General features: G+C 72.0%; 19 protein-coding genes. 12 read left to right on the plus strand and 7 right to left on the minus strand.

The features are described from left to right. Positions 1 to 65: 65 nt before the first annotated feature. Positions 66 to 1,295: a cellulose-binding domain-containing protein gene (locus H4W31_RS41200; protein ID WP_192771533.1), complete on the minus strand. Its 1,230-nt coding sequence runs from the start codon at positions 1,293 to 1,295 to the stop codon at positions 66 to 68. Positions 1,296 to 1,602: 307 nt separating this feature from the next. Here H4W31_RS41200 and H4W31_RS41205 point away from each other — a divergent pair, with 307 nt between their 5' ends. The 3 genes from H4W31_RS41205 (at position 1,603) to H4W31_RS41215 (ending at position 4,883) form a co-directional block, all read left to right on the plus strand. Further along, entirely contained in the window at positions 1,603 to 1,935 is a 333-nt protein-coding gene (locus H4W31_RS41205; protein ID WP_192771534.1) for a YnfA family protein, read from the plus strand. Positions 1,936 to 2,263: 328 nt separating this feature from the next. Then, positions 2,264 to 4,084 (plus strand): carbohydrate-binding module family 20 domain-containing protein, encoded by a 1,821-nt coding sequence (locus tag H4W31_RS41210; RefSeq protein WP_192771535.1) that lies wholly within the window; start codon positions 2,264 to 2,266, stop codon positions 4,082 to 4,084. 178 nt (positions 4,085 to 4,262) lie between these two features. Continuing rightward, positions 4,263 to 4,883 (plus strand): hypothetical protein, encoded by a 621-nt coding sequence (locus H4W31_RS41215; protein WP_192771536.1) that lies wholly within the window; start codon positions 4,263 to 4,265, stop codon positions 4,881 to 4,883. On the opposite strand, the gene H4W31_RS41220 is transcribed toward H4W31_RS41215, so the two are convergent. Continuing rightward, entirely contained in the window at positions 4,780 to 5,223 is a 444-nt protein-coding gene (locus tag H4W31_RS41220; RefSeq protein ID WP_192771537.1) for an SRPBCC family protein, read from the minus strand. The genes H4W31_RS41215 and H4W31_RS41220 overlap by 104 nt on opposite strands. Before the next feature lie 69 nt (positions 5,224 to 5,292). Between H4W31_RS41220 and H4W31_RS41225 the strand changes: the two genes are divergently transcribed. The 3 genes from H4W31_RS41225 to surE all read left to right on the plus strand — a co-directional run bounded on the left by H4W31_RS41225 (position 5,293) and on the right by surE (position 7,627). After that, the gene (locus H4W31_RS41225; RefSeq protein WP_192771538.1) at positions 5,293 to 5,751 is read left to right on the plus strand and encodes an HIT family protein; all 459 of its coding nucleotides are present in this window, start codon (positions 5,293 to 5,295) and stop codon (positions 5,749 to 5,751) included. Positions 5,752 to 5,819: 68 nt separating this feature from the next. Beyond that, positions 5,820 to 6,797: a 1-phosphofructokinase family hexose kinase gene (locus H4W31_RS41230; protein ID WP_225945939.1), complete on the plus strand. Its 978-nt coding sequence runs from the start codon at positions 5,820 to 5,822 to the stop codon at positions 6,795 to 6,797. After that, the gene (surE, locus tag H4W31_RS41235; RefSeq protein WP_192771539.1) at positions 6,794 to 7,627 is read left to right on the plus strand and encodes a 5'/3'-nucleotidase SurE; all 834 of its coding nucleotides are present in this window, start codon (positions 6,794 to 6,796) and stop codon (positions 7,625 to 7,627) included. Before H4W31_RS41230 ends, surE begins: the two co-directional genes overlap by 4 nt. Positions 7,628 to 7,672: 45 nt before the next feature. Here the strand turns inward: surE and H4W31_RS41240 are convergent, their stop codons facing one another. Further along, complete coding sequence (locus H4W31_RS41240) at positions 7,673 to 8,044, minus strand: STAS domain-containing protein (protein WP_192771540.1); 372 nt, start codon at positions 8,042 to 8,044, stop codon at positions 7,673 to 7,675. A 459-nt stretch (positions 8,045 to 8,503) separates the two neighbouring features. Here H4W31_RS41240 and H4W31_RS41245 point away from each other — a divergent pair, with 459 nt between their 5' ends. Together H4W31_RS41245 and H4W31_RS41250 are read left to right on the plus strand one after the other, a co-directional pair. Next, positions 8,504 to 8,647: a hypothetical protein gene (locus H4W31_RS41245; protein WP_192771541.1), complete on the plus strand. Its 144-nt coding sequence runs from the start codon at positions 8,504 to 8,506 to the stop codon at positions 8,645 to 8,647. Between the two features lie 175 nt (positions 8,648 to 8,822). Further along, the gene (locus H4W31_RS41250; protein ID WP_192771542.1) at positions 8,823 to 9,254 is read left to right on the plus strand and encodes a hypothetical protein; all 432 of its coding nucleotides are present in this window, start codon (positions 8,823 to 8,825) and stop codon (positions 9,252 to 9,254) included. Between the two features lie 94 nt (positions 9,255 to 9,348). On the opposite strand, the gene H4W31_RS41255 is transcribed toward H4W31_RS41250, so the two are convergent. Continuing rightward, a complete protein-coding gene (locus H4W31_RS41255) occupies positions 9,349 to 12,090 on the minus strand; it encodes a cellulose binding domain-containing protein (protein ID WP_192771543.1) in 2,742 nt (913 codons plus the stop codon). Positions 12,091 to 12,440: 350 nt separating this feature from the next. Further along, positions 12,441 to 14,633, minus strand: a complete 2,193-nt coding sequence (locus H4W31_RS41260) for a hypothetical protein (protein ID WP_192771544.1) — start codon at positions 14,631 to 14,633, stop codon at positions 12,441 to 12,443. 267 nt (positions 14,634 to 14,900) lie between these two features. On the opposite strand from H4W31_RS41260, the gene H4W31_RS41265 reads away from it, so the two are divergent. Continuing rightward, complete coding sequence (locus tag H4W31_RS41265; RefSeq protein WP_192771545.1) at positions 14,901 to 15,578, plus strand: BON domain-containing protein; 678 nt, start codon at positions 14,901 to 14,903, stop codon at positions 15,576 to 15,578. A gap of 19 nt (positions 15,579 to 15,597) precedes the next feature. Here H4W31_RS41265 and H4W31_RS41270 read toward each other — a convergent pair whose 3' ends face one another. Beyond that, complete coding sequence (locus H4W31_RS41270; RefSeq protein ID WP_225945940.1) at positions 15,598 to 18,486, minus strand: LuxR C-terminal-related transcriptional regulator; 2,889 nt, start codon at positions 18,484 to 18,486, stop codon at positions 15,598 to 15,600. Positions 18,487 to 18,681: 195 nt separating this feature from the next. Between H4W31_RS41270 and H4W31_RS41275 the strand changes: the two genes are divergently transcribed. Beyond that, the gene (locus tag H4W31_RS41275) at positions 18,682 to 19,839 is read left to right on the plus strand and encodes a zinc-dependent alcohol dehydrogenase (RefSeq protein WP_192771546.1); all 1,158 of its coding nucleotides are present in this window, start codon (positions 18,682 to 18,684) and stop codon (positions 19,837 to 19,839) included. Positions 19,840 to 20,049: 210 nt separating this feature from the next. Next, entirely contained in the window at positions 20,050 to 21,162 is a 1,113-nt protein-coding gene (locus tag H4W31_RS41280) for a DNA polymerase III subunit beta family protein (protein WP_404825748.1), read from the plus strand. Between the two features lie 16 nt (positions 21,163 to 21,178). Here H4W31_RS41280 and H4W31_RS41285 read toward each other — a convergent pair whose 3' ends face one another. Then, the gene (locus tag H4W31_RS41285; protein WP_192771547.1) at positions 21,179 to 21,610 is read right to left on the minus strand and encodes a VOC family protein; all 432 of its coding nucleotides are present in this window, start codon (positions 21,608 to 21,610) and stop codon (positions 21,179 to 21,181) included. Positions 21,611 to 21,783: 173 nt separating this feature from the next. Here H4W31_RS41285 and H4W31_RS41290 point away from each other — a divergent pair, with 173 nt between their 5' ends. Beyond that, positions 21,784 to 22,725 carry a L,D-transpeptidase gene (locus H4W31_RS41290; protein WP_225945941.1) on the plus strand — a complete coding sequence of 314 codons (942 nt, stop codon included), beginning with the start codon at positions 21,784 to 21,786 and terminating at the stop codon, positions 22,723 to 22,725. Positions 22,726 to 22,729 lie beyond the last annotated feature (4 nt).

A 22,729-nucleotide genomic window follows, 5' to 3' on the forward strand; every position in this document is an offset into this window, starting at 1 on the left:
GGTGTTTTTCCAGGTGACGGACGCCGAACCGTAGGTGCTGCCAACCGGTGTCGGTACCGGTCGCCTCAGCAGCCGATCCGGGTCGAGCCCAGCGCGACGTCGTCGAACCACAGCGTGTCCGCGCCCTCGCCGTAGCTCTCCCAGCCCAACCGCAGGTCGGTCAGGTTCGGCCGCCAGTTCGCCCGGTTGAGCCACTGCCCGTCGACGTCGTGGGTCGGGGTGCCGTCCGCGGTCAGCCCCGTCACCGCCGAGCCGTCGACCCAGGTCGACAGCCGGCCCTGCGTACCGTCGACCATGAACTCGACACAGGTCCACCGGTTGACCGGCAGCGGAAGACTGAGTGCGACACCGTTCGGACTCTGCTCGGGCAGAGTGGCGTCGTCCGAGGCCCGGTTCCATTGCAGGGCGCCGTTCTGGCCGCCCATCCGCAGGTCACGGTTGCCGTCGTTGGCGTCCCGCATGGCCAGGAACGTCACGTGCTGGGTCGGCAGCGCGGTGGTGTGCCGGACCCAGAGTCGGGCGTACCGGACCGCGCCGAGCCCGCTCAGGTCCCGGCTCGACCGGACGAACACGTGGTTGCAGTAGCCGGCGGTGCCGTTGATCCGTACCGATCGGGTGCCCTGGCGGGCGACGGTGGTGTCGATGCTGGCGGTACCGGTCCCCTGACAGTCCGGGTAGTTCACGCTCCAGTCGCCGGACGGCGCGGACCCGGTCTGGTTCTCGAAGCCGTCGCAGAGCGCGGCGCTGCCGCAGCCGGCCGGCGGCCCGGTGGTCGGCGGAGGCGTGGTCGGCGGCGGGGTGGTCGGCGGGACCGTGGTCGGCGGCGGGGTGGTCGGTGGAGCCGTGGTCGGCGGGGTGGTCGGTCCGGCGCCGTTGCACGGTACGCCGTTGAGCGTGAAGCCGGTCGGGGCCGCCGCGCTGCTGGCGTAGGTGCCCTGCACGCCGAACTCGGTCGACCCGCCGGCCGGCAGTGAGCCGTTCCAGGCGATGTTCCGGGCGGTCACGGCCGTGCCGGACTGGCTGACCTCGGCGTTCCAACTGCTGGTGATCCGCTGGTCGCCACCGTAGGTCCAGGTGACGGTCCAGCCGTTGACGGCGGTGTCCCCGGCGGTCACCCGGACGGCGGCGGTGAAGCCACCGGTCCACTGGTTCGCCTGGTAGCCCACCAGGCATCCGGCGGCGGCCTGGGCGGATGGCACCAGGGTCAGGCTGACCACGGCGACGATGCTCGCGGCGAGTGCGGTCACCAGGGCGACGACCAGGGACACGCGGCGGTACGGTGCGGAGACCCTCATGGGATTCCTCTCGACAACTGCCGGGCACCGCACACCGGGTGCCGGCAGTGCTGCTGCTGGGATGACGGTCGGCGGTGCACGACGAGACGTGCACGGCCGTCCTGCGCCTCCCGCGATCGATCGGCTCCCGCGATCGGACGGCGATCGGCGCGACGACCCGGCCAGCCCGAGCCCGGATCGTCCACTGCCGACGCCCGGCTCAGCTTAGAGACAGATATCGATGCCTGCAACCGGCCGTCGCCCCGGTCCCGGTCCCCCACCGGCCCCTTGCCCGGCACGGCCCTGGCCTGCGGAGACAATGAGCGGCATGACCGTGGCCCGCTCGCTGCTGCTGTTCCTGCTCGCCGCCGTCGCCGAGATCGGCGGGGCCTGGCTGGTCTGGCAGGGCGTCCGCGAGCAGCGCGGACTCCTGTTCGTCGCCGCCGGCATGCTGGCCCTGGCCGGGTACGGCTTCGTCGCGGCGTTCCAGCCGGACCCGCACTTCGGCCGGGTGCTCGCCGCGTACGGCGGGGTCTTCGTCGCCGGCTCGCTCGGCTGGGCCGTACTGGTGGACCGGTTCCGGCCGGACCGCTACGACCTGACCGGCGCCGCCGTCTGCCTGGTCGGCGTCGCGATCATCATGTACGGCCCACGCGGCTGAGCAGGTAATCGCAGGCCGGGACGGATCAAGACCTGAAAGTTCTGCAAGACGGGTACGCCAGCCGCCCGGCCAGGACCTGCGGCGATGCCGAGCGGCGCCGGCGCGACGGCGGGTTCCCTGCAAACGGTAAGCGAACAAACCAGCTCAACACCACCCAGACATCCAAGTCCGGCGATGCTTTACGCCTCCGCAAAGCGGTGATAGCTTCCCCGCAACATTTGCAAGAACTTGCAGGCCGGAGCCGCCGCACCGCCCCGCCACCTGACCCGTCGACGGTGCTCCGCGCCCGGCACCCCGTCCCCGCCCGCTCCGCGCAGAGGAGGTTCCGATGCGTACCCGAAGAACCCTCGCCGCCGTCCTGACCGCCGTACTCGCCGTCGCCGCGACCGTCACCGGTGGCGTCACCGCCCGACCCGCCGCCCCCGCTACCGCCAGCCCGGCCAGTCCCGGCGCCAAGGACGTGATCGTCCACCTGTTCCAGTGGCCCTGGGCCTCGATCGCCACCGAGTGCACCACCGTGCTCGGCCCGAAGGGCTTCGGCGGGGTGCAGGTGTCGCCACCGCAGGAGCACGTCGTACTGCCCGGCCGGGGTTACCCGTGGTGGCAGGACTACCAGCCGGTCAGCTACCAGTTGACCACCCGGCGCGGTGACCGGGCCGCCTTCGCCAGCATGGTCCGGACCTGCCACGACGCGGGCGTGAAGATCTACGTGGACGCGATCGTCAACCACATGGCCGGCGGCGCGTCGACCGGGGCGGGCAGCGGCGGCTCGACGTACGGCCACTACTCCTATCCGGCGGTGCCGTACGGCAACGACGACTTCCACCACTGTGGGCGGAACGGCAACGACGACATCGCCAACTGGAGCGACCGCTGGGAGATCCAGAACTGCGAACTGGTCGACCTGTCCGACCTGCGGACCGAGGCGTCGTACGTGCGCGGCAGGCTCACCGCGTACCTGAACGACCTGGTCTCGCTCGGCGTGGACGGCTTCCGGGTGGACGCCGCCAAGCACCTTCCCGCCGCCGACCTGGCTGCGATCGTCGACCCGGTCAGCGGCAGCCCGTACGTCTTCTCCGAGGTGATCGAGGGCGGTTCCGGTGAACCGACCCCGGAGGAGTACGCGGGAGTCGGCGACGTCACCGAGTTCCGCTACGGCGACGTGGTGGGCAACGCGTTCTCCGGCGGCAACCTGGCGAACCTGAACAACCTCGCCTCGTCCATGCGGCTCAGCTCCGGCGACGCGGTGGCGTTCGTCGACAACCACGACACCCAGCGCAACGGGCGGGCCCGGCTGACGTACAAGAACGGTTCGGCGTACGCGCTCGCCGAGGCGTTCATGATCGCCTGGCCGTACGGCGTACCGCAGGTGATGTCGAGTTTCACGTTCAGCGACCCGGAGGCCGGGCCGCCCCGCAACGGCAACGGCACCACCAGCTCGGTCAACTGCGCCAACGGCTGGGCGTGCGAGCACCGCTGGCGGACCACCGCCAACATGGTCGGGCTGCGCAACGCCGCCGCCGGGGCCGGCGTCACGAACTGGTGGAGCAACGGCGGCAACCAGATCGCCTTCGGGCGCGGCAGCACCGGGTACGCCGCCTTCAACCGCAACGGTGGGGCGCTGACCCGTACCTTCCAGACCAGCCTGCCGGCCGGCACCTACTGCGACGTGATGAACGGTGACTTCAGCGGCGGCGCCTGCACCGGTACGACGTACCCGGTCAACAGCGCCGGCCAGGTCACCGCGACCGTTCCGGCGAACGGCGCGCTGGCGCTGCACGTCAACGCCCGCACCTCGGCAACCCCCGGCCCGAACCCGACCACGACGCCGCCGCCGACCGGCGGCACCTGCGGCACGGTCGCCACCACCTTCGAGGTCGACACCGGCACGGTCTGGGGACAGAACGTCTACGTCGTCGGCAACGTCCCGGCACTGGGCAACTGGGATCCGGCGAACGGTGTTCCGCTCTCCTCGGCGAGCTACCCGGTCTGGCGGGCCACCGTCGGCCTGCCCGGCGGAACGGCCGTGCAGTACAAGTACGTCAAGCGGAACGGCGCTCAGGTGGTCTGGGAGAGCGATCCGAACCGGTCCCGGAGCACCCCGTCCGCCACCCCCTGTACCGCGACCTGGACCGACACCTGGCGCTGATCCCCCGGCAGCGTTAGGCGGACGACCCGCCCGCCGCGCCATGCCACGGGTACGGGTGCCCGCACCGAACGGGCGCCGCCGGTCAGCCGGCGGCGCCCACCCGTACGTCCGGTGACGTATCCACGTCGTACACACTCGCACGACGCCACGAGGGCGCCTGCTCGGGAGCATTATCGGCATGAAGCTCTCTCCGCCCTGGCGAAAGGCCCTGCTCACCCTGCACGTCGTCACCGCCGTCGGTTGGCTGGGCGTCGACGTGGTGCTGTTGACGCTCGGCGTGGCCGGGGCGCGTGGCGCCGCCCCGGGCGTGGTCTATCCGGCCATCGGCCTGATCGGCCTGACCCTCTTCGTCCCGCTCAGCGTGCTGGCCTGGCTGGTCGGCATCGTCAGCTCGCTGTGCACCCCGTGGGGGCTGCTGCGGCACCGCTGGGTCATGGTCAAACTGATCATCACCACGGTGATGCTCGGCGCCGTCCTCTTCGCCCTGATGCCGAACCTGCGTACCGCCGCCGAGTTGGGCGCGGCGACCCCGGCCGAGGCCCGTACGGGGCTGCTGATGGCGTCGATCGTCTCCAGCACCCTGCTGATCGTCGCCACCGTCCTGTCGACCTACAAGCCGTGGGGTCGGCTACGCCGGGGCAAGCGGTTAGGAAGGGGCCCTTCTTCTACAGAAAACGATAAGAAGGGGCCCTTCCTTACCCCTCCAGGGCGGCGGGGAGGCGAGCCGCCAGCGTCTGGTGGGCGGCGCGCGCCTGCCGGAAGGCGTACGGAAACAGCGGTGCGGGCGCGGACAGGGTGATCTCGACGTCGACCCGGACCAGTCCGTCGGGTTCCCGGGTCAGCCGGGTGTGGTTGTGCACCGTGGTACGCGGCCACTGCCGAGCCACCAGCACCACCTCGTCCGGCCCGACCCGGAGCGTGTCGGCCCGGTAGTTGATCCGGAACCGGAAGGGGCCCCAGACCAGCCGGTCGGTGACGAGTTGGCTGCCCAGAACCCCCGGCCCGGGTGACAGGGGGCGAACCCGGACGATCAGCGGATGCAGCTCGGCCTGTTGCCGCACGTCGCCGAGCAACCGCACCGCGTCGGCCAGCTCGCACCGGGCCCGCGCGCTGTACCGGAACGAGCCTGTCCGTGGCATCCGCCGCCCCTGGTCCCCGGGTCGACTATGACCGTCGACACCGCATCGATGGATGAATAGGCTCCCATCGTGGACTGTCTCGCCTGCCGGAACAATGATCTGCTTCCGGAGTTGCCACCCCGGGAGCGGGTGGCCGAAGATCCGCACTGGCGGGTGGCGCACGCGTTCGACACGTCGTTGCCCGGTTGGCTGGTGCTGCTCCCCCGCCGGCACGTGACCTCGATCGCGGAGCTGACCGGGGCGGAGGCGGCGACGCTCGGCGTCTGGCAGGTCCGGCTCGCCCGGGCGCTCAGGGCGGTCACCGGCTGCGCGAAGACGTACGTGATCCAGTTCGCCGAGCAGGACGGCTTCGAGCACGTCCACTTCCACGTCGTACCCCGGATGCCGGACCTTCCCGCCGACCGGCGCGGCCCACGGGTCTTCGGCTACCTGCATCCGCCGGACGACCAGCTCCTCGACGAGCATCGCCGGGACGAGTTGGCCGTCGCGCTCCGGACCCGGCTCGACGCCGATGTACCGCCGGATTGATGCCGCGAACGAGGGTCTCCGGCTGAGTTGAGTGCATAAATAGTGCCCCAAGAGGGTATGTAACGGGCATGAGCGGACATGTCATGGTCTTCGCCCCCGATCCCCAGCTCACGGTCACCATCGACCAACCGGCCGACGAGACCGAGATCCACCTGCATCCGGGCGGCCAGGGCGTCTGGCAGGCCAGGATGATCAAGTGTCTGGGCACTCCGGTGGTGCTCTGCGCCGGGCTCGGCGGTGAGATCGGGCAGGTGCTCGAACCCCTGCTGGCCGGCGAGGGAGTCGACCTCCGGGTGATCCACCGCGAGTCCACCAGCGGCGGCTACGTGCACGACCGGCGCAACGGCGAGCGCCAGGAGATCGCCTCGGTACCGGGCCACGCGCTCAGCCGGCACGAGCTGGACGACCTCTACAACCTCGCCCTGGGCGAGGGACTGGGCGCCGAGGTGAGCATCCTCAGCGGCCCCGGCCAGCCGAACCTGGTCGCGCCGGACATCTACCGCCGGCTCGCCGCCGACCTGGGCCGCAACGGCAGCCGGGTGATCGCCGACCTCTCCGGGGCACACCTGGCCGCGGTGCTGGACAGCGGCGTGTCGGTGCTGAAGGTCAGCCACGAGGAGCTGATCCGGGACGGCTGGGCCGCCGACGACAGCGAGGGGGAACTCGTCCGGGTCGCCCACGCGCTGCACGCCAACGGCGCCGAGTCGGTGGTGCTCAGCCGGGCCGAGAAGCCCGCTCTGGTCCTGATCGACGGGGAGGTCGCCGAACTCGACATGCCCCGGTTGGAGGTGGCGGACCGACGCGGTGCCGGCGACTCGATGACCGCCGGGGTGGCGGCGGTGCTGGCCCAGGGCGGCGACGTACGGCTGGCGGTCCGGACCGGGGCTGCGGCGGGGGCGCTGAACGTCACCCGGCACGGCCTCGGCACCGGCCGGCCCGAGGCGATCGCGGGCCTGGTCGACCGGGTCCGACTGGCGCCGATCGGCAGCGACCGGCAGGATCGGATGACACCCGACGAACTGGCGCACCGGACGACCAACTCATGACACTCCGCGTACTGATCACCAACGACGACGGCATCGCGGCCCCTGGACTGCGCTGGCTGGCCCGGACGGCCGCCGCCCGGGGCCTGGAGGTGGTGGTCGCGGCGCCCAGCGAGGAGGCCAGCGGGGCCAGCGCCGCGATGAGCGCGGTCGAGCGGGACGGCCGGGTGGTGGTCGAGGAACACTCGATCGAGGAGCTGCCCGGCGTACCGGCCTACGGGGTCGCCGGCTCACCCGGGCTCATCACCCTGATCGCCCTGCACGGCGCGTTCGGTCCGGCACCGGCGGTGGTGCTCTCCGGGGTCAACCGGGGCGCCAACGCCGGCCGGGCGGTGCTGCACTCCGGCACGGTCGGTGCGGCGTTCACCGCCGCCGCCAACGGCTGCCACGGGATGGCGGTCTCGCTCGACGTACTGTCCGCGGGCGAGGCGAGCGCCGGCAGCGGGGGTGCCGCGATAGCGGTTCCGCGTCGCGACCGGGACGAGCGACGGCACTGGGCGACGGCGGCCCGGGTGGCGCTGGACCTGCTGCCCCGGTTGACCGCCGGACCCAAGGAGAGCGTGCTGAACGTGAACGCCCCCGACCTGCCGTACGAGCGACTGCGCGGAGTCCGGCGCGGCTCACTGGCCGGGTTCGGGCAGGTGCAGATGACGGTGGCGGAGGCGGGCAAGGGGTTTGTGCGTACCGCCCTGGAGGAGTCCGGTGAACGCGTCGTGCCGGGCACCGATGTGGCGTGGCTGGCGGAGGGCTACGCCTCGGTGACGGCTATCCGGGCAATCACCGAGGCGTCCGACGTGGATCTGTCCGACCTGGACGATCCACGGGGAGGTTGACTGGGTGGTCCGGTACGCGACGCTGGGCCGCCGACCGGATCGCGGTCAGGCGCCGGGGACCTTTACTTCCTCGGCGGCGGACGCGGCACCCGCGAAGTAGGGTTCCGGGGCGCCGAAGAGGCCGAGCAGCCCGGTGACCCAGAGTTGCCGGTGGACGAACCGACTCGGTTCGGTGACCACGAGCTTGACGCCGCTGACCTCTGCGGTCTGGAAGCCGGCGACCATGGCGCTGATGCCGACCGAGTCGATGAAGCTGACCAGTCGCATGTTGAGCTCGATCCGTGACGGCCGTCCCTTGGTCAACACCCCGGCGATCGCCTCACGAACCTCGTACGCCGTATCGACGTCGATTTCTCCACGAGGGGCGATCTCCACTACTCCACCGGGCAGGACCGACTTGACGATCGACAGGCTCACGCGAGCACCTCCACTCGCCCATGTCCGGGCGCCTAATCAGTACGCGGGCCGCGACCGAGAGTATTCCTCTGACGGCCCCGATCGCCACCCTTCCGGAGGGGCAATCTGTTCAACGAGCCGACAAACCAGCCTGGTAACGGGGCAAACTACGCTAAATTTTCCTGCCCGTACCGGGATCATCACTACCCTCGCCACCCACAGCCCTCAGCCTAGCCGTCAACCGGTCGGCGTCGCTCGACCAGCACACTGTGTCGTGGCCCGCTCGGTTCGCCGGCACCCGTCCCAGCGGTTCCCGAGCCCGGCCGGGCCCCGCTCCGACCTGCGGGCAAGCGTGGCCGAGAAGCCCGGGGGCGGGTGGTGCGGGCGCGGCGGAAGGGGGCGGCTGTGTCGCAGACCACCTACCATGAGGCGGACCGCCGTCGCGCGGGACGGCCCTCCAGGTTCGGGAAGGGACACCTGATGCTGAGGAAACTGATCGGACTGGCCGGCGTCGGCGCGCTGCTGGCTCTGGTACTGGCCTGCGGCTTCGGCGGCGGGGGCGATGACGACGACGATGACGATGACGATTTCGCCCAGCGTGCGTCGGTTGTCCTGGTTCGCTGAGCACTTGGGCGGTACCGGCAACGGTCGCCGTCCGGTTCCGGCAGACTTCGAGGCGTGATCGCGGGTTTGCCAGGAAAGACGCCTGGGCACCTCCCGAGTAGCAAGCCGCAACCGCGCCGAACAGACGCCTCTGTCCGAAGTGGCCGCTGATTTCGGCAACCGAGGAGGTAGCACGATGCTCGGAACCAACCTGCTGAAGCACCAGAGCAAGCCCGAGCGGGTCACCGACCAGGCGTGGGAACACCTGACCAACGTCGTCAACTCGGCCGGTGACTCGGTGCGGCACGCCGCCCGCGACACCGCCCGCTCGGCCCGACGGACCAGCTCCCACCTCACCGAACCGGTCGTCGACCGGGTCGGTGCCGTGACCGACGAGGCATGGCACCGGGCGAACCGGGCGTACGACGCCCTCGCCGGCCGCCGCCCGGGCCTGCCCTGGGCCTGGCTGATCGGGGCAGGGCTGGTCGGGGCCGCGCTGGCCTGGGCCGCCACCACCGCTTCCCGGGCCGCCCTGGCCCGGGCCGAGCAGGAACTGCCCGCCAGCGACCGACTGGAGTACGTGGACGTCGACCGGGCCAACCCGGCGGTCCGGCTCGACACCCCCTGATCCGTCCCCGAACCGTCGGCCGGCTCGACCGGTCGACGCTGGTACGGAAAACCGGGGCCCGCCGCGATCGCGGCGGGCCCCGGTCCGGGTGGAGTCAGCCCCGCGCGCAGCTGACCGTCGCCGGTACGGCGTTCGTGCCGGTCCCGCCGCCGATGAAGCCGAACGTGGTGGACGAGTTGACGGCCAGGTTGCCGTTGTACGCCGCGTTGCGCACCGAGACCGACGAACCGGTCTGGGTGTGGGTGCCGCCCCAGATCTGGCTGATCGTCTGTCCGTTCGCGAAACTCCAGCCCACGGTCCAGCCGGTCATCGCCGACGTACCGGTGTTCTGGACCGTCACCTCGGCCTGGAAGCCGCCCTGCCAGGAGCCGGTCACCCGGTAGGCGGCCGAGCAGCCACCACTCGGCGGTGCCGAGGTGGGTGGTGTCGTCGGCGGCCGGGTGGTGGGTGGCGTGGTCGGCGGCCGGGTGGTGGGTGGCGTCGTGGTCGGCTGGGTCGTCGGCGGTCGGGTGGTCGGGGTGGCGGTCGGCCCGCCCAGCCGATCGGCGACCAGGATCCCCCGGCCGTTCGTACCCAGGTAGACCCGGCCGTAGACCCTCGGGTCACCGGTCAGCGCCTCGCCCATGTTGCCGTACTGGTGCTGGTCGTCGTTGATCCGGACCCAGACCCCACCGGAGTTGTCCGACCGGTACACCCCGCGTACGCCGTCGACGGTGCCGACCAGGAAGACGGCCGGGTACGTCTGCCCCGGTGCCGCCCGGCCGAAGCCGACGTTGACCGCGCCGCTCACGTTGGCGAGCTTGGTGAAGCTGGCACCGGAGTCGGTCGACCGGAACAGCCCGGTCTCCCCGGCCAGCCAGATGTCGCCCTCGGCGCCCGCCACCGCCTTGAACTTCGCGTCCGTGCTCGGCAACCCGGTCGCGGCGGTGGCGGTGAAGCTCTGCCCACCGTTGGTGCTGACGTAGAACCGGCCGGCCGAGTAGCCGTAGAACTTGTTCGGGTTCACCCGGTCGGACTCGATCCGGGCGTTGGCCGGGATGCCGCTGGACTGGCTCCACGAGTTGCCGTACCCGACCGAGTAGACCACCTGCTGGCCCGAGTCGCCGGGTGCCCAGACGAACCGGCTGCCGTCGGCCGCCGTGGCGACCGTGCCGCCGTTGTTGATCCCGCCCGGCTCCTGCGCCTGGAACCAGTTCGCCCCGCCGTCGGTGGAGAAGGCGACGTGGCTGTCGTTGGGCCGCTCGGAGTCGGCGAAGTTGCCGGTCCGGACCATGATCCCCGGGTTCAGCTCGGCGAAGTCCAGGCTGGTGGTGCTGGTGAAGTACGGCTGCTGGAACATCATCGGCGGTACGGCGTCGATGTTGGCGTGCCGGAAGCCGCCGATGTCGCCGAGCCCGCTGACCAGCGGGGCACCGGACGGCGGGCTGATCAGGTCCAGTACGGCGGTCTCCTCCAGCCCCCGGACCATCGGCCGGATGGTGAGGGTGCCGCCGCTGTCCCAGTTGCGCAGGTTGGTGGTGCCGTAGATGGTGGCGCCGGTGCCGTACATCAGCCGGTTGCCGTCGAACGGGTCGATCTCCAGGGACTCGTTCATCCAGCCGAGCTTCGGCGCCTCCTCCGGCGGGGCCGGGTTGGCGCCGAGGGAGAGCCACGGGACCGAGCTGATGTCCATGGTGTAGCGCTTGGTCCGGTTCGGGTACGCCCCGAAGTCCCAGATCCGGGTCCAGGTCGCGCCGCCGTCCGTACTGCGCCAGAAGATCGCGTCCGGCCACCAGGAGATCTGCGTGGCCACCATGATGGTGTTCGGGTTCTGTCGGTCGATGGTCAGACCGCTGTACCCGAAGTACGCGTCGGCGCTGCTGGACGGGATCGGGCTGATCTGGGTCCAGGCGCCGGTCGAGCGGTTGAACTTCCAGACGTCGCCCTTGGCCCCGTCGTACGGGCCGCCGGTGTCGCTGGTGGCGATGTAGAGGAACCCGCCGACCGGGTCGACGACACCCTTGTGCGCGAGGTAGCCGGTCGGCTGCCCGGCGATCCGTTCCCAGCTCGTACCGCCGTTGGTGCTGCGGTAGACCGGGTTGGCCTTGTCGGCGACCCCGACGTAGATGGTCTGGGTGGCGTTGCCGGCGGTGCCGGTGCTCTTGTCGAAGCTCACCCAGGTGACACCCTGGTTGCCGTTGAGGTAGTTGTTGGGGTCGTTCGGATCCTGGGCGTAGTTGCCGACGTTCGGGAAGTTGGTCACCTTCGCCCAGGTGGCGCCGTAGTCGGTGCTGCGCCAGAGCCCGTTCCCGCCCTCGGCACCGTAGTAGAGGGTGCTGTTCCGGTTGGGGTCGACCGCGAGCCGCTCGCCCTGGCCCCGGCCCGGCATGTTGCCGCCGACCTTGAACGGCAACTGGTACGCCTGCCAGGTGTTGCCCCTGTCGGTGGAGCGGAGGATCCCGCCGTTGTTCGGGTCCCAGTCGTTGGTGTACATCCCGACGGCCGCGTACACCCGGTTGGTCTGCACCGGATCGGTGGCCATGCTCAGCACGCCGTTCCAGCCCCACCGGTCCCAGCCCACCCAGTCCAGCAGCGGGGTCCAGGACTGGCTGGACTGCTCCCAGCGGTAGGCCCCGCCGATGTCGGTACGGGCGTAGATCAGGTTCCGCTCGGTGGGGTTGAAGATGATGCCCGGAACGAAGCCGCCGCCGTCGATCCGGACGTTCCGCCACGAGTACGGCTCGGCCGCGGCCGCCGAGGCCGGTGCGGCGGAGGGGCTGACGGCGACCTGGGCCACCACGGCCACCGCGCCGGCGGCCACTACGGCCGCGAGCGCACTGGCGAGACTTCTACGCATGTACGGCTCCCTGTGTCGAAGAGCTTGCGCCGACCGGCGTACCCGGGGGAACGGCACGCCGGAGAGGACAACCGCCCGGCACGGCGAGCGTTCCGCGGATGGTCACCGGAGACGGTCCGAGCCGTCCGGTTCCGGCGGTCGCGTACGTGGACCTGTTCCGGCGGTCGCGTGCGTGGACGTGCGATCTCGATCGGGAGCTGCCCTGGGCTCCCGTGGCGTCGTCCTGGCTCCCTCGACGGCCTCGTGCAGACGTTCACACACGCCTGCGCTCGCTGTCAATAGTTTGACTAGTAAACTAAGCCTGGCCGCCCGCCCGCGCTCCATCGTGGATGGGGCGGGCGGGCCGCGCGTCAGCCGAGTCGGAACACCACCGAGCCGGAGACCTCTTCGCGGGAGATGCCCAACCCGTCCACCGGCCGGATCAACGCGTCCTGCCACGGCGTACCCGGCAGATACTCCGGCAGCACCACCACGGTACGGATGCCCAGGTCACGCAGGTAGCTGACGCTGCCCTGGTCGGGGAAGGCCGCCGTCATGGCGTGGGTCTGCGCCTGCGACTCCGGGGTGAAGGCGGCCAGCCCGTTCACTATCTTCGGGAAGTTGTCGGTGGACCAGAGCATCACGCTGAACTCCAGCGTTCCGCTGGCCGGCAGCACCAGCAGTGGCCCCTGCGCCGTACGCATGGCCGCCGGCTGGGGCAGCACCGGCGCGTGTGGAGTGGTGTTGACGCCCTCCAGAAGGATCAGGGCGAGCGGCACCAGCGCGAGCAGCCGTACCAGGATCTTCCTGACGTCGGCGGCCCGCTCGGCCGGCGCCTTCCGGTCGGTGTCCTCGACGCCCGGCGGCGGCTGGTACGCGGCCGGCCGCAGCAGCGGCACCGGCCCGTCCGCCCGCTCTGCCGGTCCGGCGTCCACGGCATCCGACCCGCCGGACGATCCGGCGTCCGGGTCCGGGTCCGGGTCCGCCCCGACGGACGACCCGGCCGGCGCCCCGGCCGCCGACGCGCCGGAACGCGCGGGGTCGGCGGCTGAGTCGGCGGCGTGGCCGGCGCTGGTGGAGTCGTCAGCGTCGGAGTCGGAGTCGGCGGCCTTGCCCGGAGCCGTGTCCGCGGTTCCGTTCGGGTTCCGGCCCGGGTCCCGGTCGGCGGGACGGTCGGTGGCCGACGGCCGCGCCGTCATCGCGCTGAGCGCCCCGGCGGCCAGGATCCCGAGCAGCAGCGTTGTCCAGATCACGAGCCGGCCGGAGGTACGGATCGCGTCCCAGCCGGGAGCGTGCAGCACCAGCGTGGCGTACCCGGGGTTACCGTCGCCGCCGAAGTTCGTGCCGCTGGCCAGTGCGACGCTGACCAGTACCCCGACGCCGAGCAGCACCCGGTGCCGCAGCCGCCACACCGAGAAGAAGAGCCCGGCGAACGCGAGGCCGATCAGCACGACTCCCGGCAGCAGGGTCATCTCACCGGCGAAGCTGAGGCTCTCCCGGGCGGCGGCGTGCCGCTCGCCCCAGAGCCAGTTCTCCGGCGGCGCGGTCAGGAAGCCCCGCATCGGTGGCGAGAACTGCGCCACGTGCTCCAGCGTCCGCCGACCGGCCGGATGCCGGGCCACCACCTCCAGATACGGCAACGCCATGAGCAGCGTGACCCCGGTGAACACCACGCCGCCAGCCAGGTCGGCGACGAGCAGCCGGCGCCCGAACACCGGGCGGCTCCGACGCCACCAGGACCAGCCGAACGTGCCGACCGCGGCCAGGCAGACCAACGCCAGGACGTAGCCGAAGGGCAGCCCGATGCCGAAGCCCAGCGTCATCTGCCACGCCGCCACCAGCCAGCCGGCAAAGGCCCAGCCGGGACGTCGCCGGTCCGGCCGGTACCCGTGCCGCAGTGACCAGCCGTGTCCCCGGGCCAGCATCGCCAGGGCCAGCGCGATGCCGCCGATCGACAGCACGTGCAGGTGGCCGGCCTGGGCCAACTTCCACGGGGCGTACCCGAAGGCGACCCCGGCCGCCGCCGCGCCGATCCGGCCCGCGCCGAGCTGCCGAACCAGGGCGTACGCGCCGACGAAGGCGAGGGCGTGGGTCAGGACGTACAGGATGTTGTAACGCACGACGCCCGCGACCGGGCCCTCGCCGATCATGCCCGCCGGGGCGTACCCGAGGAGGGTGTCGGAGTAGGCATAGGTGTACGGCTCGGGATAGAAGGTATTCGAGTGCCACAACTGGGTGGGATCGTGCAGCAGCCCGTGCCCGCCCCAGGCGATCTGCCAGGCCTGGAGGATCGGGTCACCGATGTCCTGTGGGACCGTCGAGGTGATGTCGCGCAGCGTCGGCCAGGTCAGCAGTACGGCGAGCAGCAGCCCACCGAGCACGGCGAGCATCCACTCGTGCGTGACCAGGCGTACGACGGCGCCCCGGAGCCGGCGCCCCGATCCGGTGCGCCCGGTACCGTCCCCGCCCGCCCCGCCCGCCCGGCGCGGCCCGGCCGTCGCCTCCGACCCGTCGCCGGTCCGTTCGTCCTGCCCGGCCGGCACTGTCTGCCGCTCGATCGTCATCCGCCATGTCCTTCCGGCTCGGGCCCTGTCCACCCGCAGCACACCGGCATTGATGATTCCTGATGTGGTTCGGGCTGTCACTCCCGCTCTTCCCGGCTCACCCCGGTGGGGTGAGGAGACCTCACCCGAGCACGAGCGAGGGTCGAGTCAACGGGCGTGACCGGCGGGCCGCAGCCTACCGGGCGCGGGATCCGTCGGGTCGCGCTCCCGGCACGGTGCCCGCGACGCCACACGCCGCCTGGAACCTCGACCGTGGGAGGAACGACCATGGCCACCCGGACGACGATCCGCAGCGACGAGGAGATCCAGCGTGACGTGCTGGAGGAACTGGGCTGGGAGCCCCGGGTCCAGCCGAACGAGATCGGCGTCGCGGTCCGGGACGGCGTGGTGACCCTGAGCGGCTGGGTGGACAACTACGCCAAGAAGTGGTCGGCGGAGCGCGCCGCACACCGGGTGAACCGGGTCCGGGCGATCGCCAACGACATCGAGGTACGGCTGCCGAGCTCCGCCGAGCGCACCGATCCGGAGATCGCGGCGGCCGCCGACCGGGCGCTGGAGTGGGACGCCTTCGTTCCGGTGGCGGCGCTCGACGTGACCGTCTCCAACGGCTGGGTCGTACTGCGGGGCGAGGTCGAGTGGGAGTACCAGCGGCGCGCCGCCGAGCAGGCCGTACGCCGGCTGTCCGGGGTACGCGGGTTGACCAACGGCATCTCGGTACAGCCTCGCGAGGAGCCGGCGTCGGACGAGATCTCCGAACGGATCCGAAGCGCCCTGCTGCGCAGCGTGGAGACCGACGCGGCCCGGATCGACATCCGGATCGAGGGCGATTCGGTGATCCTGGCCGGTACCGTCCGATCCTGGCTGGAACGCGAGGAGGCCGAACGGGTCGCCTGGTCCGCGCCCGGAGTGACCAGCGTGGACAACCACATCACCGTACGGCTGTGACGGCTCGCCCGGCCGCCCCTCAGAGCAGCTTCCGCTCGCGGGCCCGGCGTACGGCGTCCCGGCGTCGGGTCGCGTCGAGCTTCCGGTAGATGTTGCGGACGTGCGTCTTGATGGTGTTCACCGAGAGCGACATCTCCGCGGCGATCTCGACATTCGACAGGATGCTCTGGAGGTAGCGGAGCACGGTCAGCTCCCGCTCGGTGAGCGGCTCGCCGAGCAGCGGCGTCACCGTCGGCGACGGCCTGCCCGCACCGTCGATGGCGCCGAGCAGCTCGCTGACCAGGGGCCAGAACGCCGTACCCGCGTCGAGGTGCGCGGCGAGCAGCTCCCGTACCGGCGGATCGGCCCTGGTGAAGACCTGCCGGAAGCCCTCCGGCTCGGCCAACTGGAGCACCCGTTCCAGGCTCCGCGCGGCCCGTCGGTGATCGCCGGTCAGCCGGGTCGCCTCCGCGCCGAGCAGGCCGGCCTCCAGCCGGACCGGCAACGGCCAGCCCGCCGCGTCCGGACAGTCCCAGTCCGGCAGCGTACGCACCGTGCCGCGCGGATCCCCGGCCAACAGGTACGTCCGGGCGAGCGCGACCGCCACCGGTACGCCGCCCCCCTCCACCGCCGGAATCAGCAGTTCACGGGCCAGTTCGACGTCACCGTGCGCGATTCGCAGTTCGGCCTCGGCGATCAGCAGCCAGTGCGCCAGTGGTGAATTCTCGGCCCGGTCGCCCAACCGCCGGCGGCTCTCCGTCAACGCCTGGTGCGCACCGGTCAGATCGCCCCGATCGCGCAGCAACCGGGCCTGGAGCATGCCGATCAGGCCGACGACCAGCGGCTCGTCGGTGTCCTCGGCCGCCCGCACGCTCCGCAGCACATTGGAGCCGGCGTCGTCGCGGCGGTCCCGGTGCACTGCGACGAGGGCCTGGGCCAGGTGCGCGTGTACGCCATCGGCCGGCCGGACCAGGCCACCGAACGGTACGGCGCCCAGCGTCGCCCGAGCGGCCTGCTCGGCGGCGGTCAGTTCACCCCGGATCGCCCGGGCCAGTGCCAGCCGCCCGAGACACAACCGCGCGGTCCGGGACAGCCCGGTACGGGTCGCTTCGGCCATCCCGTCGACGATGTCGACCTCGGCGATCCCCAGTTGCCCGGTCCCGAACCGCAGTGCGGCGGGGACGATCCGGGCCACGGTCCGGCCCCACGCCTCCGGATCGGTCCGGTCGGCCCCGGCCGGCTGTAGCAGTTCGGCGACGCCGACCCGGACCACCCGCTCGCCGGAAGCCAGGGCGGCGGCCCCTCGGATCTCCGGCTCGTCCGGAGCCAGGGCAGCGACACCGACCCGGACCGCCGGCTGGTCGGGAGCCAGCGCGGCGACGCCGGCCCGGATTGCCGGCTCGTCGGCGGCCAGGTGGGCGACGGCCAGCCGCAGTGCCACGGCGATCCGCCGGAACCGGTCCCGCCGCACGTCGTCGAGCAGCTCCGCGTACTCGGACGCCCGGTCCAGATGACCGGTCGCGGCGATCGGGTCCCGGCCGTCCAGCCGCTCGGCGGCACACGCCAGGCCGAGTTCGGGATCGGCCCGGACCCGCTCGGCGGGGGGCGGCGACGGTGCCGGCCGTACCGGACCGCACTGGCCGTACGGGAGCAGGTCCGGCCAGTGCCGGAGCAGTACGGCGATCGCGTACGCCCGGTCGTCGGCGGCGAGCGCGTGCCGGAGGGCCTCGGCCGGCAGGTCGTTCGCGGCGAACCAGGTCGCCGCCCGACGGTGCAGCCGCGCCACCTGCTCCGCAGGGCGTCGGTTCACCTCGGCCCGGAGCAGTTCGCCGAGCATCGGATGGCAGCGGTACGCCGCAGGGCGGCTGCCGAGCGGAATCACGAACCCACCGTGCCGGTCGAGTTCGGTCAGTAGCCGGTCGCCATCGGTGCGGTCGGTCAACGCGTTGAGCAGGTCCGCCGAGAAGCCCGCCACCAGAGACGCCCGGCAGAACGCGTCGCGGGTCTGCGTGGACAGACCGGCGAGCACCTCTTCGGTCAGGTAGCCGGCGACCGCCGGATGTTCTCCGGTGAACTCGTCGACGAACCGGGCCGGATCGGGATGTCCCGGCAGGGCCAGGGCGGCGAACCGCAGCCCGGCGGGCCACCCCTCGGTACGGCCGTACAGCCCCCGGGTCTGTTCCGTCGGCAGGGGCACCGCGTACGCGGCGAACAGGTCCGCGACCTCCTCGGGGCGGAACGCCAGGTCAGCGGCACGAATCTCGGTCAACTCACCGCTGAGCCGCCAGCGGTGCAGGGCCAGCCCGGGATCCTTCCGGCAGCCGATCACCAGCCTGAGCCGGCCTGCCGTGTGCCGGAGCAGGAACTCCAGCCCGCTCGACACCTCGGGGTCGTCCACCTGGTGCAGGTCGTCCAGGACCACGATGACCGGTTCGGCCCGTCGGGTCAGCTCGTCGGCAAGCTGCTCCAGTCCGTACCCGGAAGCCGGTTGGTACCCGGCATCCGGTTCCTGTCCGGTCGTGGCCGAACCCAACGCGGCGGCCAGATATGACCAGAGCCGCTCTCCACCGTCCCCCGGCTCCAGTGAGAGCCAGCCCAGCCGGGGAGGTTCCGCCGGTGTGGCAGTCGGGTGCTCCGTTTCGCCGCGCGCCCGGTACCAGGAACTGAGCAGGACCGTCTTGCCCCAGCCCGCGGCGGCCGACACCAGGGTCAGCGGACCGGCCGTCCCCGCGTCGAGCAGCTCGAACAGTCTGGGTCGGGGCAGCAGAACCGCACCGGGTTGCGCGACGACGGCCAGTTTCGCGGTGAGCAGCGGCACCGTCGGGCCGGCGTCCGGGCGGGCCAGCACTGTCGCGCTGCCTCGCGGTGACGCGGTGGTGCTGCTTCGCGGTGGCGCGGTCGCGACGTCCTCGATCCGTTCCGTCGACAACGGTCCCCCTCCGGCCGACCCAGCTCAATTGCCCGAGGCGGATACCCCGACCGTCGCGGTTCACCCCTTGCGGACGAGCCAGGTTCACCCACCGGTCTCGGACGATGACGGCTCGGGGCGGCGGAGGAGCGTGGACGGCTCGGAGCGGCGGAGGAGCGTGGACGGCTCGGAGCGGCGGAGGAGCGTGATGAGCGAATGAGGGCCCTCTGCTGGCAGGGTCCCGACGAGATCGCCGTGGAGCGGCTGCCGGATCCGCGGATCGTCAACGCCCAGGACGCGATCGTCCGGGTACGGCAGAGCATGACCTGCGGCTCCGACCTGCACCTGATCGGTGGCCGGTTTCCGGGCATGCGGGCCGGTGACGTACTCGGGCACGAGTTCATGGGCGAGGTGGTGGAGGTCGGGCCGGAGGTACGTCGGCACTCGGTCGGCGACCGCGTCGTGGTCTGCTCGGTCATCGCCTGCGGCCGGTGCTGGTACTGCCGGCAGGGGCTCTTCTCCTGCTGCGACAACGGCAACACCGATCCCGCGACGGCGGAACTGGCCTGGGGGGCGGTACCGGCCGGATGCTTCGGCTCCTCACACGCGCTCGGCGGCTTCGCCGGCAGCCACGCCGAATACGTCCGGGTGCCCTACGCCGACCACGGCGCGTTCCGGGTACCGGACGAGGTGACCGACGACCGTGCGCTGTTCGCCTCGGACTCGGCGCCGGCCGGCTGGATGGGTGCCGACCTGGCTGGCGTACGGCCGGGTGACGTGGTCGCGATCTGGGGTTGTGGCGCGGTGGGCCAGTTGGCGGCCTGGGCGGCGGTGACCCTCGGGGCGGACCGGGTCATCTGCATCGACCGGCTCGACGACCGGCTCGCCCTGGTCGAGCGGCACACCGGTGCGGAGACGCTGCACTACGAGCGGGTCGACGTCGGTTCGGAGCTACGCGAACGTACCGGCGGCCGGGGACCGGACGTCTGCATCGAGGCGGTCGGGATGCTGGCGGAGGATCCGGCGGCGGGCCGGGCCGGGCGGCGGGCGCGCCCCGGAGCGGACCAGCCGGCCACGGTACGCGAGGCGGTGCACGCGTGTCGCAAGGGCGGCAACGTCGTCGTCCTCGGCGCCTTCGCCGGATTCGTCGACGCCTTTCCGCTCGGGGCGATGCTGAACAAGGGACTGGCGGTCCGGGCCGCCCGGCAACACGGCCAGCGCTACATCCCGACGTTGTTGGACCGGATGCGCCGGGCGCGGTTGCGACCCGAGTACCTGGCGACGCACCGGCTGTCGCTGGACGACGCGGCGCACGGCTACACCCTGTTCCGGGACCGGACGGACGGCTGCGTCCGGGTCGTCTTCACCCCGTAAGCCCCCACCCCGTAGCGCCGCGACCCGGTCCTGTCGCGACCGGTCATCCTGTCGGTGGCGCCGACGCCGCTACCGCGTCTGCCGACCCGGGACGAGTGCCGGTACGCCCGGCGGGCGACCGGTGGCCGGAGCGGCTTGACCCTCGACCTGGTCGAGGCGGCAGAATTCCCCGACGTGGACGTGCGAACTGAACTGCTCAGCATCGGCGAGATGGCCCGGGCCAGCGGGCTGAGCGTCAGCGCGCTGCGGTTCTACGACGGGGCCGGCGTACTGGCGCCCGCGCTGGTGGACCCCGGCACCGGGTACCGCCGGTACGCCCAGCAGCAGGTTCCGGCCGCCCGACTGGTGGCCGGGTTGCGCCGGGTCGGCATGCCACTGGCCGAGATCACCCGACTGCTCGATCTCCGCGCGTCGAGTCCGGCCGCCGTACCCGACCTGTTGGACGCGCATCTGCGCCGGCTGGAGGACGGTCTCGGCGACGCCCGACGGGAGATCTTCCGGCTTCGGGCCCTGTTCACCGCCTCGGCACAGCCGATGGTCGGGGCTCGGCGCCGATTGACCGTACCCGGTCGGGACCTGGCGGCGGCGGTCGACGCCGTCCGCTTCGCGGTCGGGGACGATCCCGAACTGCCGATGCTCGGCGGTGTCCAGTTCGAGGTAGACGGGAGCATCCTGCGGCTCGTCGCCACGGACCGGTACCGGATGGCCTTCTCCGAGGTCGGCGGCGATCTGCCCGAGACCGCCGACCTACCGCCGGAGCCGGCGGACCCGGCCGGTACGACCGACCGGCTCGCCCCCACCGTCTTCGCCCCGGTCGGCTTCGTGGACGAGGCGCGCAACCTGTTGACCGGCGGCGGGCCGGCGACCGTCGTCCTCGACACCGACGGCATCAGCCTGCGGTTCCGCGACCGGCAGGTGACCGGGACGGCGTTGGGCCACGACTTTCCCGACTACCGCCGGCTGCTGCGGGAGACGACCGGCGGCCCGGATCGGCGCCGGGTGACCGTGGACGTGGCCGGGCTGCGCGAGCGGCTGGCCGCCACCGAGACCCGGACGGTGGTACGCGAGGACGACGGCGCCCCGTGTGCGGTCAGCGTGCTCATGGTCGACGCCGGGAACGCGTTGACGGTCTCCGGTGCCGACGCTCCACCCGATCCGGACGTCGTACGGGTCGGGGTGAACCGGGAATTCCTGCTCGACGCGCTGGACGCGGCCGGCCCGGGACAACTGGTCCTGGAACTCGACGGCCCGATCAGACCACTGGCGGTACGCCGACTCGACGACGACCGGGCATTCTCGATCCTGATGCCGATCCGGCTCTGACCGCTCGACGGCCGGCTCACTCCCCCGGCGGCGGTCCCGCCGGATCACTGCCCAGTTCGGTGAAGAGGGTCAGTTGCAGATGACCCGGTGCCGCCAACCGGGAGTTCAACGAGTTCCACGGGGTACGGCGCGGCTCGGCGATCACCGTCGCACCGGCGTCGGCCAGGGTCGCGGTGACCGCCGACGCGTCGTCGACCTCGAAGGCGACCCGGATGTGTCCGGCGACCCGCCGGCCGACCTCGACCTCGTCGATGTACTCGGCATGCCCGGGATCGGCGATCTCCAGCGTGGCCAGACCGGCCTCCAGGATGCTGACCCGGCCGTCAGCTGAGGAGAATGCGGCCCGTTCCGGCAGACCCAGCACGTCCCGGTAGAACCGCAGGGCCTCGTCGTAGTCGTCCGCGGTGACCACCAACCGGAGTTGGCGGACCGGAGAATGATCATTCATTCCGCCAGTCTGGCACGCGGCCGGGCGCCGGCAGCCCGCCTCGGGTCGGCCGCCCGTACGGGTGGGGCCGCGTGCCGGACGACAACCGCCCGGACACGCGAACCCCCGTAATCACGGGTCAGGGTCAGCCGGTCACTTACAGTGGTCGAGTGGCTTTTGTCCGCTTAAACCCGTTGACCCCGGGACGGGCCCGCCGCCGAACCAGCGCCGTGCTCGTCGTACTCGGTGCTGCCCTCGTCCTGGCGGCGGTGCTCAGCGAGTCGCCCGTACCACGGTGGTCGGCCGACCGGCCGCCCGTCGGCGTCGAGCCGATCATGCCGACCGGGTTCGCCACCGGGACCGGGCTGCCCGCGCCGACCGCCGAGCCGACGCTGCCGGCGGTGCCGCCACCGGCCAACCTGCCGGTGGTCGACTACGGACCGGCGCCACGCGGATTTCCCCGGGACCCCGCTCCGATGTCGACCGTACGGCTCGGCGAGGGACTGCGGCCGATCAGCCGGATCGCCGCGTACGACGCGCCCGGTGGTCGGCCCCGGGCCTTCCTCGCCCCCACGATCAGCGGAGTCGAGCTGACGATGCCGATCGTCGCCCGCCGGGCGGGTTGGGTCGCCGTGCTGCTCCCCTCCGCGAACCGGACCATCGCCTGGGTACCACCCGGGCCGTGGACCACCGTGGTGCTGCGGGACCTGATCGTCGTGGCCCGCCGGACGCACCGGCTGCATTGGTACCGGGACGACGTCCTGGTCCGGTCGTGGCCGGTCAGCCTCGGCATGGCGGTCAGCCCCACCCCGTTGGGCCGTACCTTCATCCTCGGCAGGTCGGTCCTGCCCGGCAGGGTGTACGCGGACACCGAGGTCTTCGCCCTGGGCTCCGTACCCGACGACGCGGATTCCGTTCCGTCCAGCCTGCGCGGCGCGCACATCGGACTGCACACCTGGCACCACGACCGGGAACTGGGCCGGAACACCACCAACGGCTGCATCCGACTGACCAGGAAGGGCCAGGAACTTCTGCTCGCCGAGGTACGGCCGGGCAACGAACTGCTGGTCCTCGACAACTTCACCGCGCCAGACCGGCTGCCCGGCCCGGGCCCGATCCCCGTACCGGCCGGCTGACACT

This window comes from Plantactinospora soyae (assembly GCF_014874095.1).
GTDB lineage: Bacteria > Actinomycetota > Actinomycetes > Mycobacteriales > Micromonosporaceae > Plantactinospora > Plantactinospora soyae.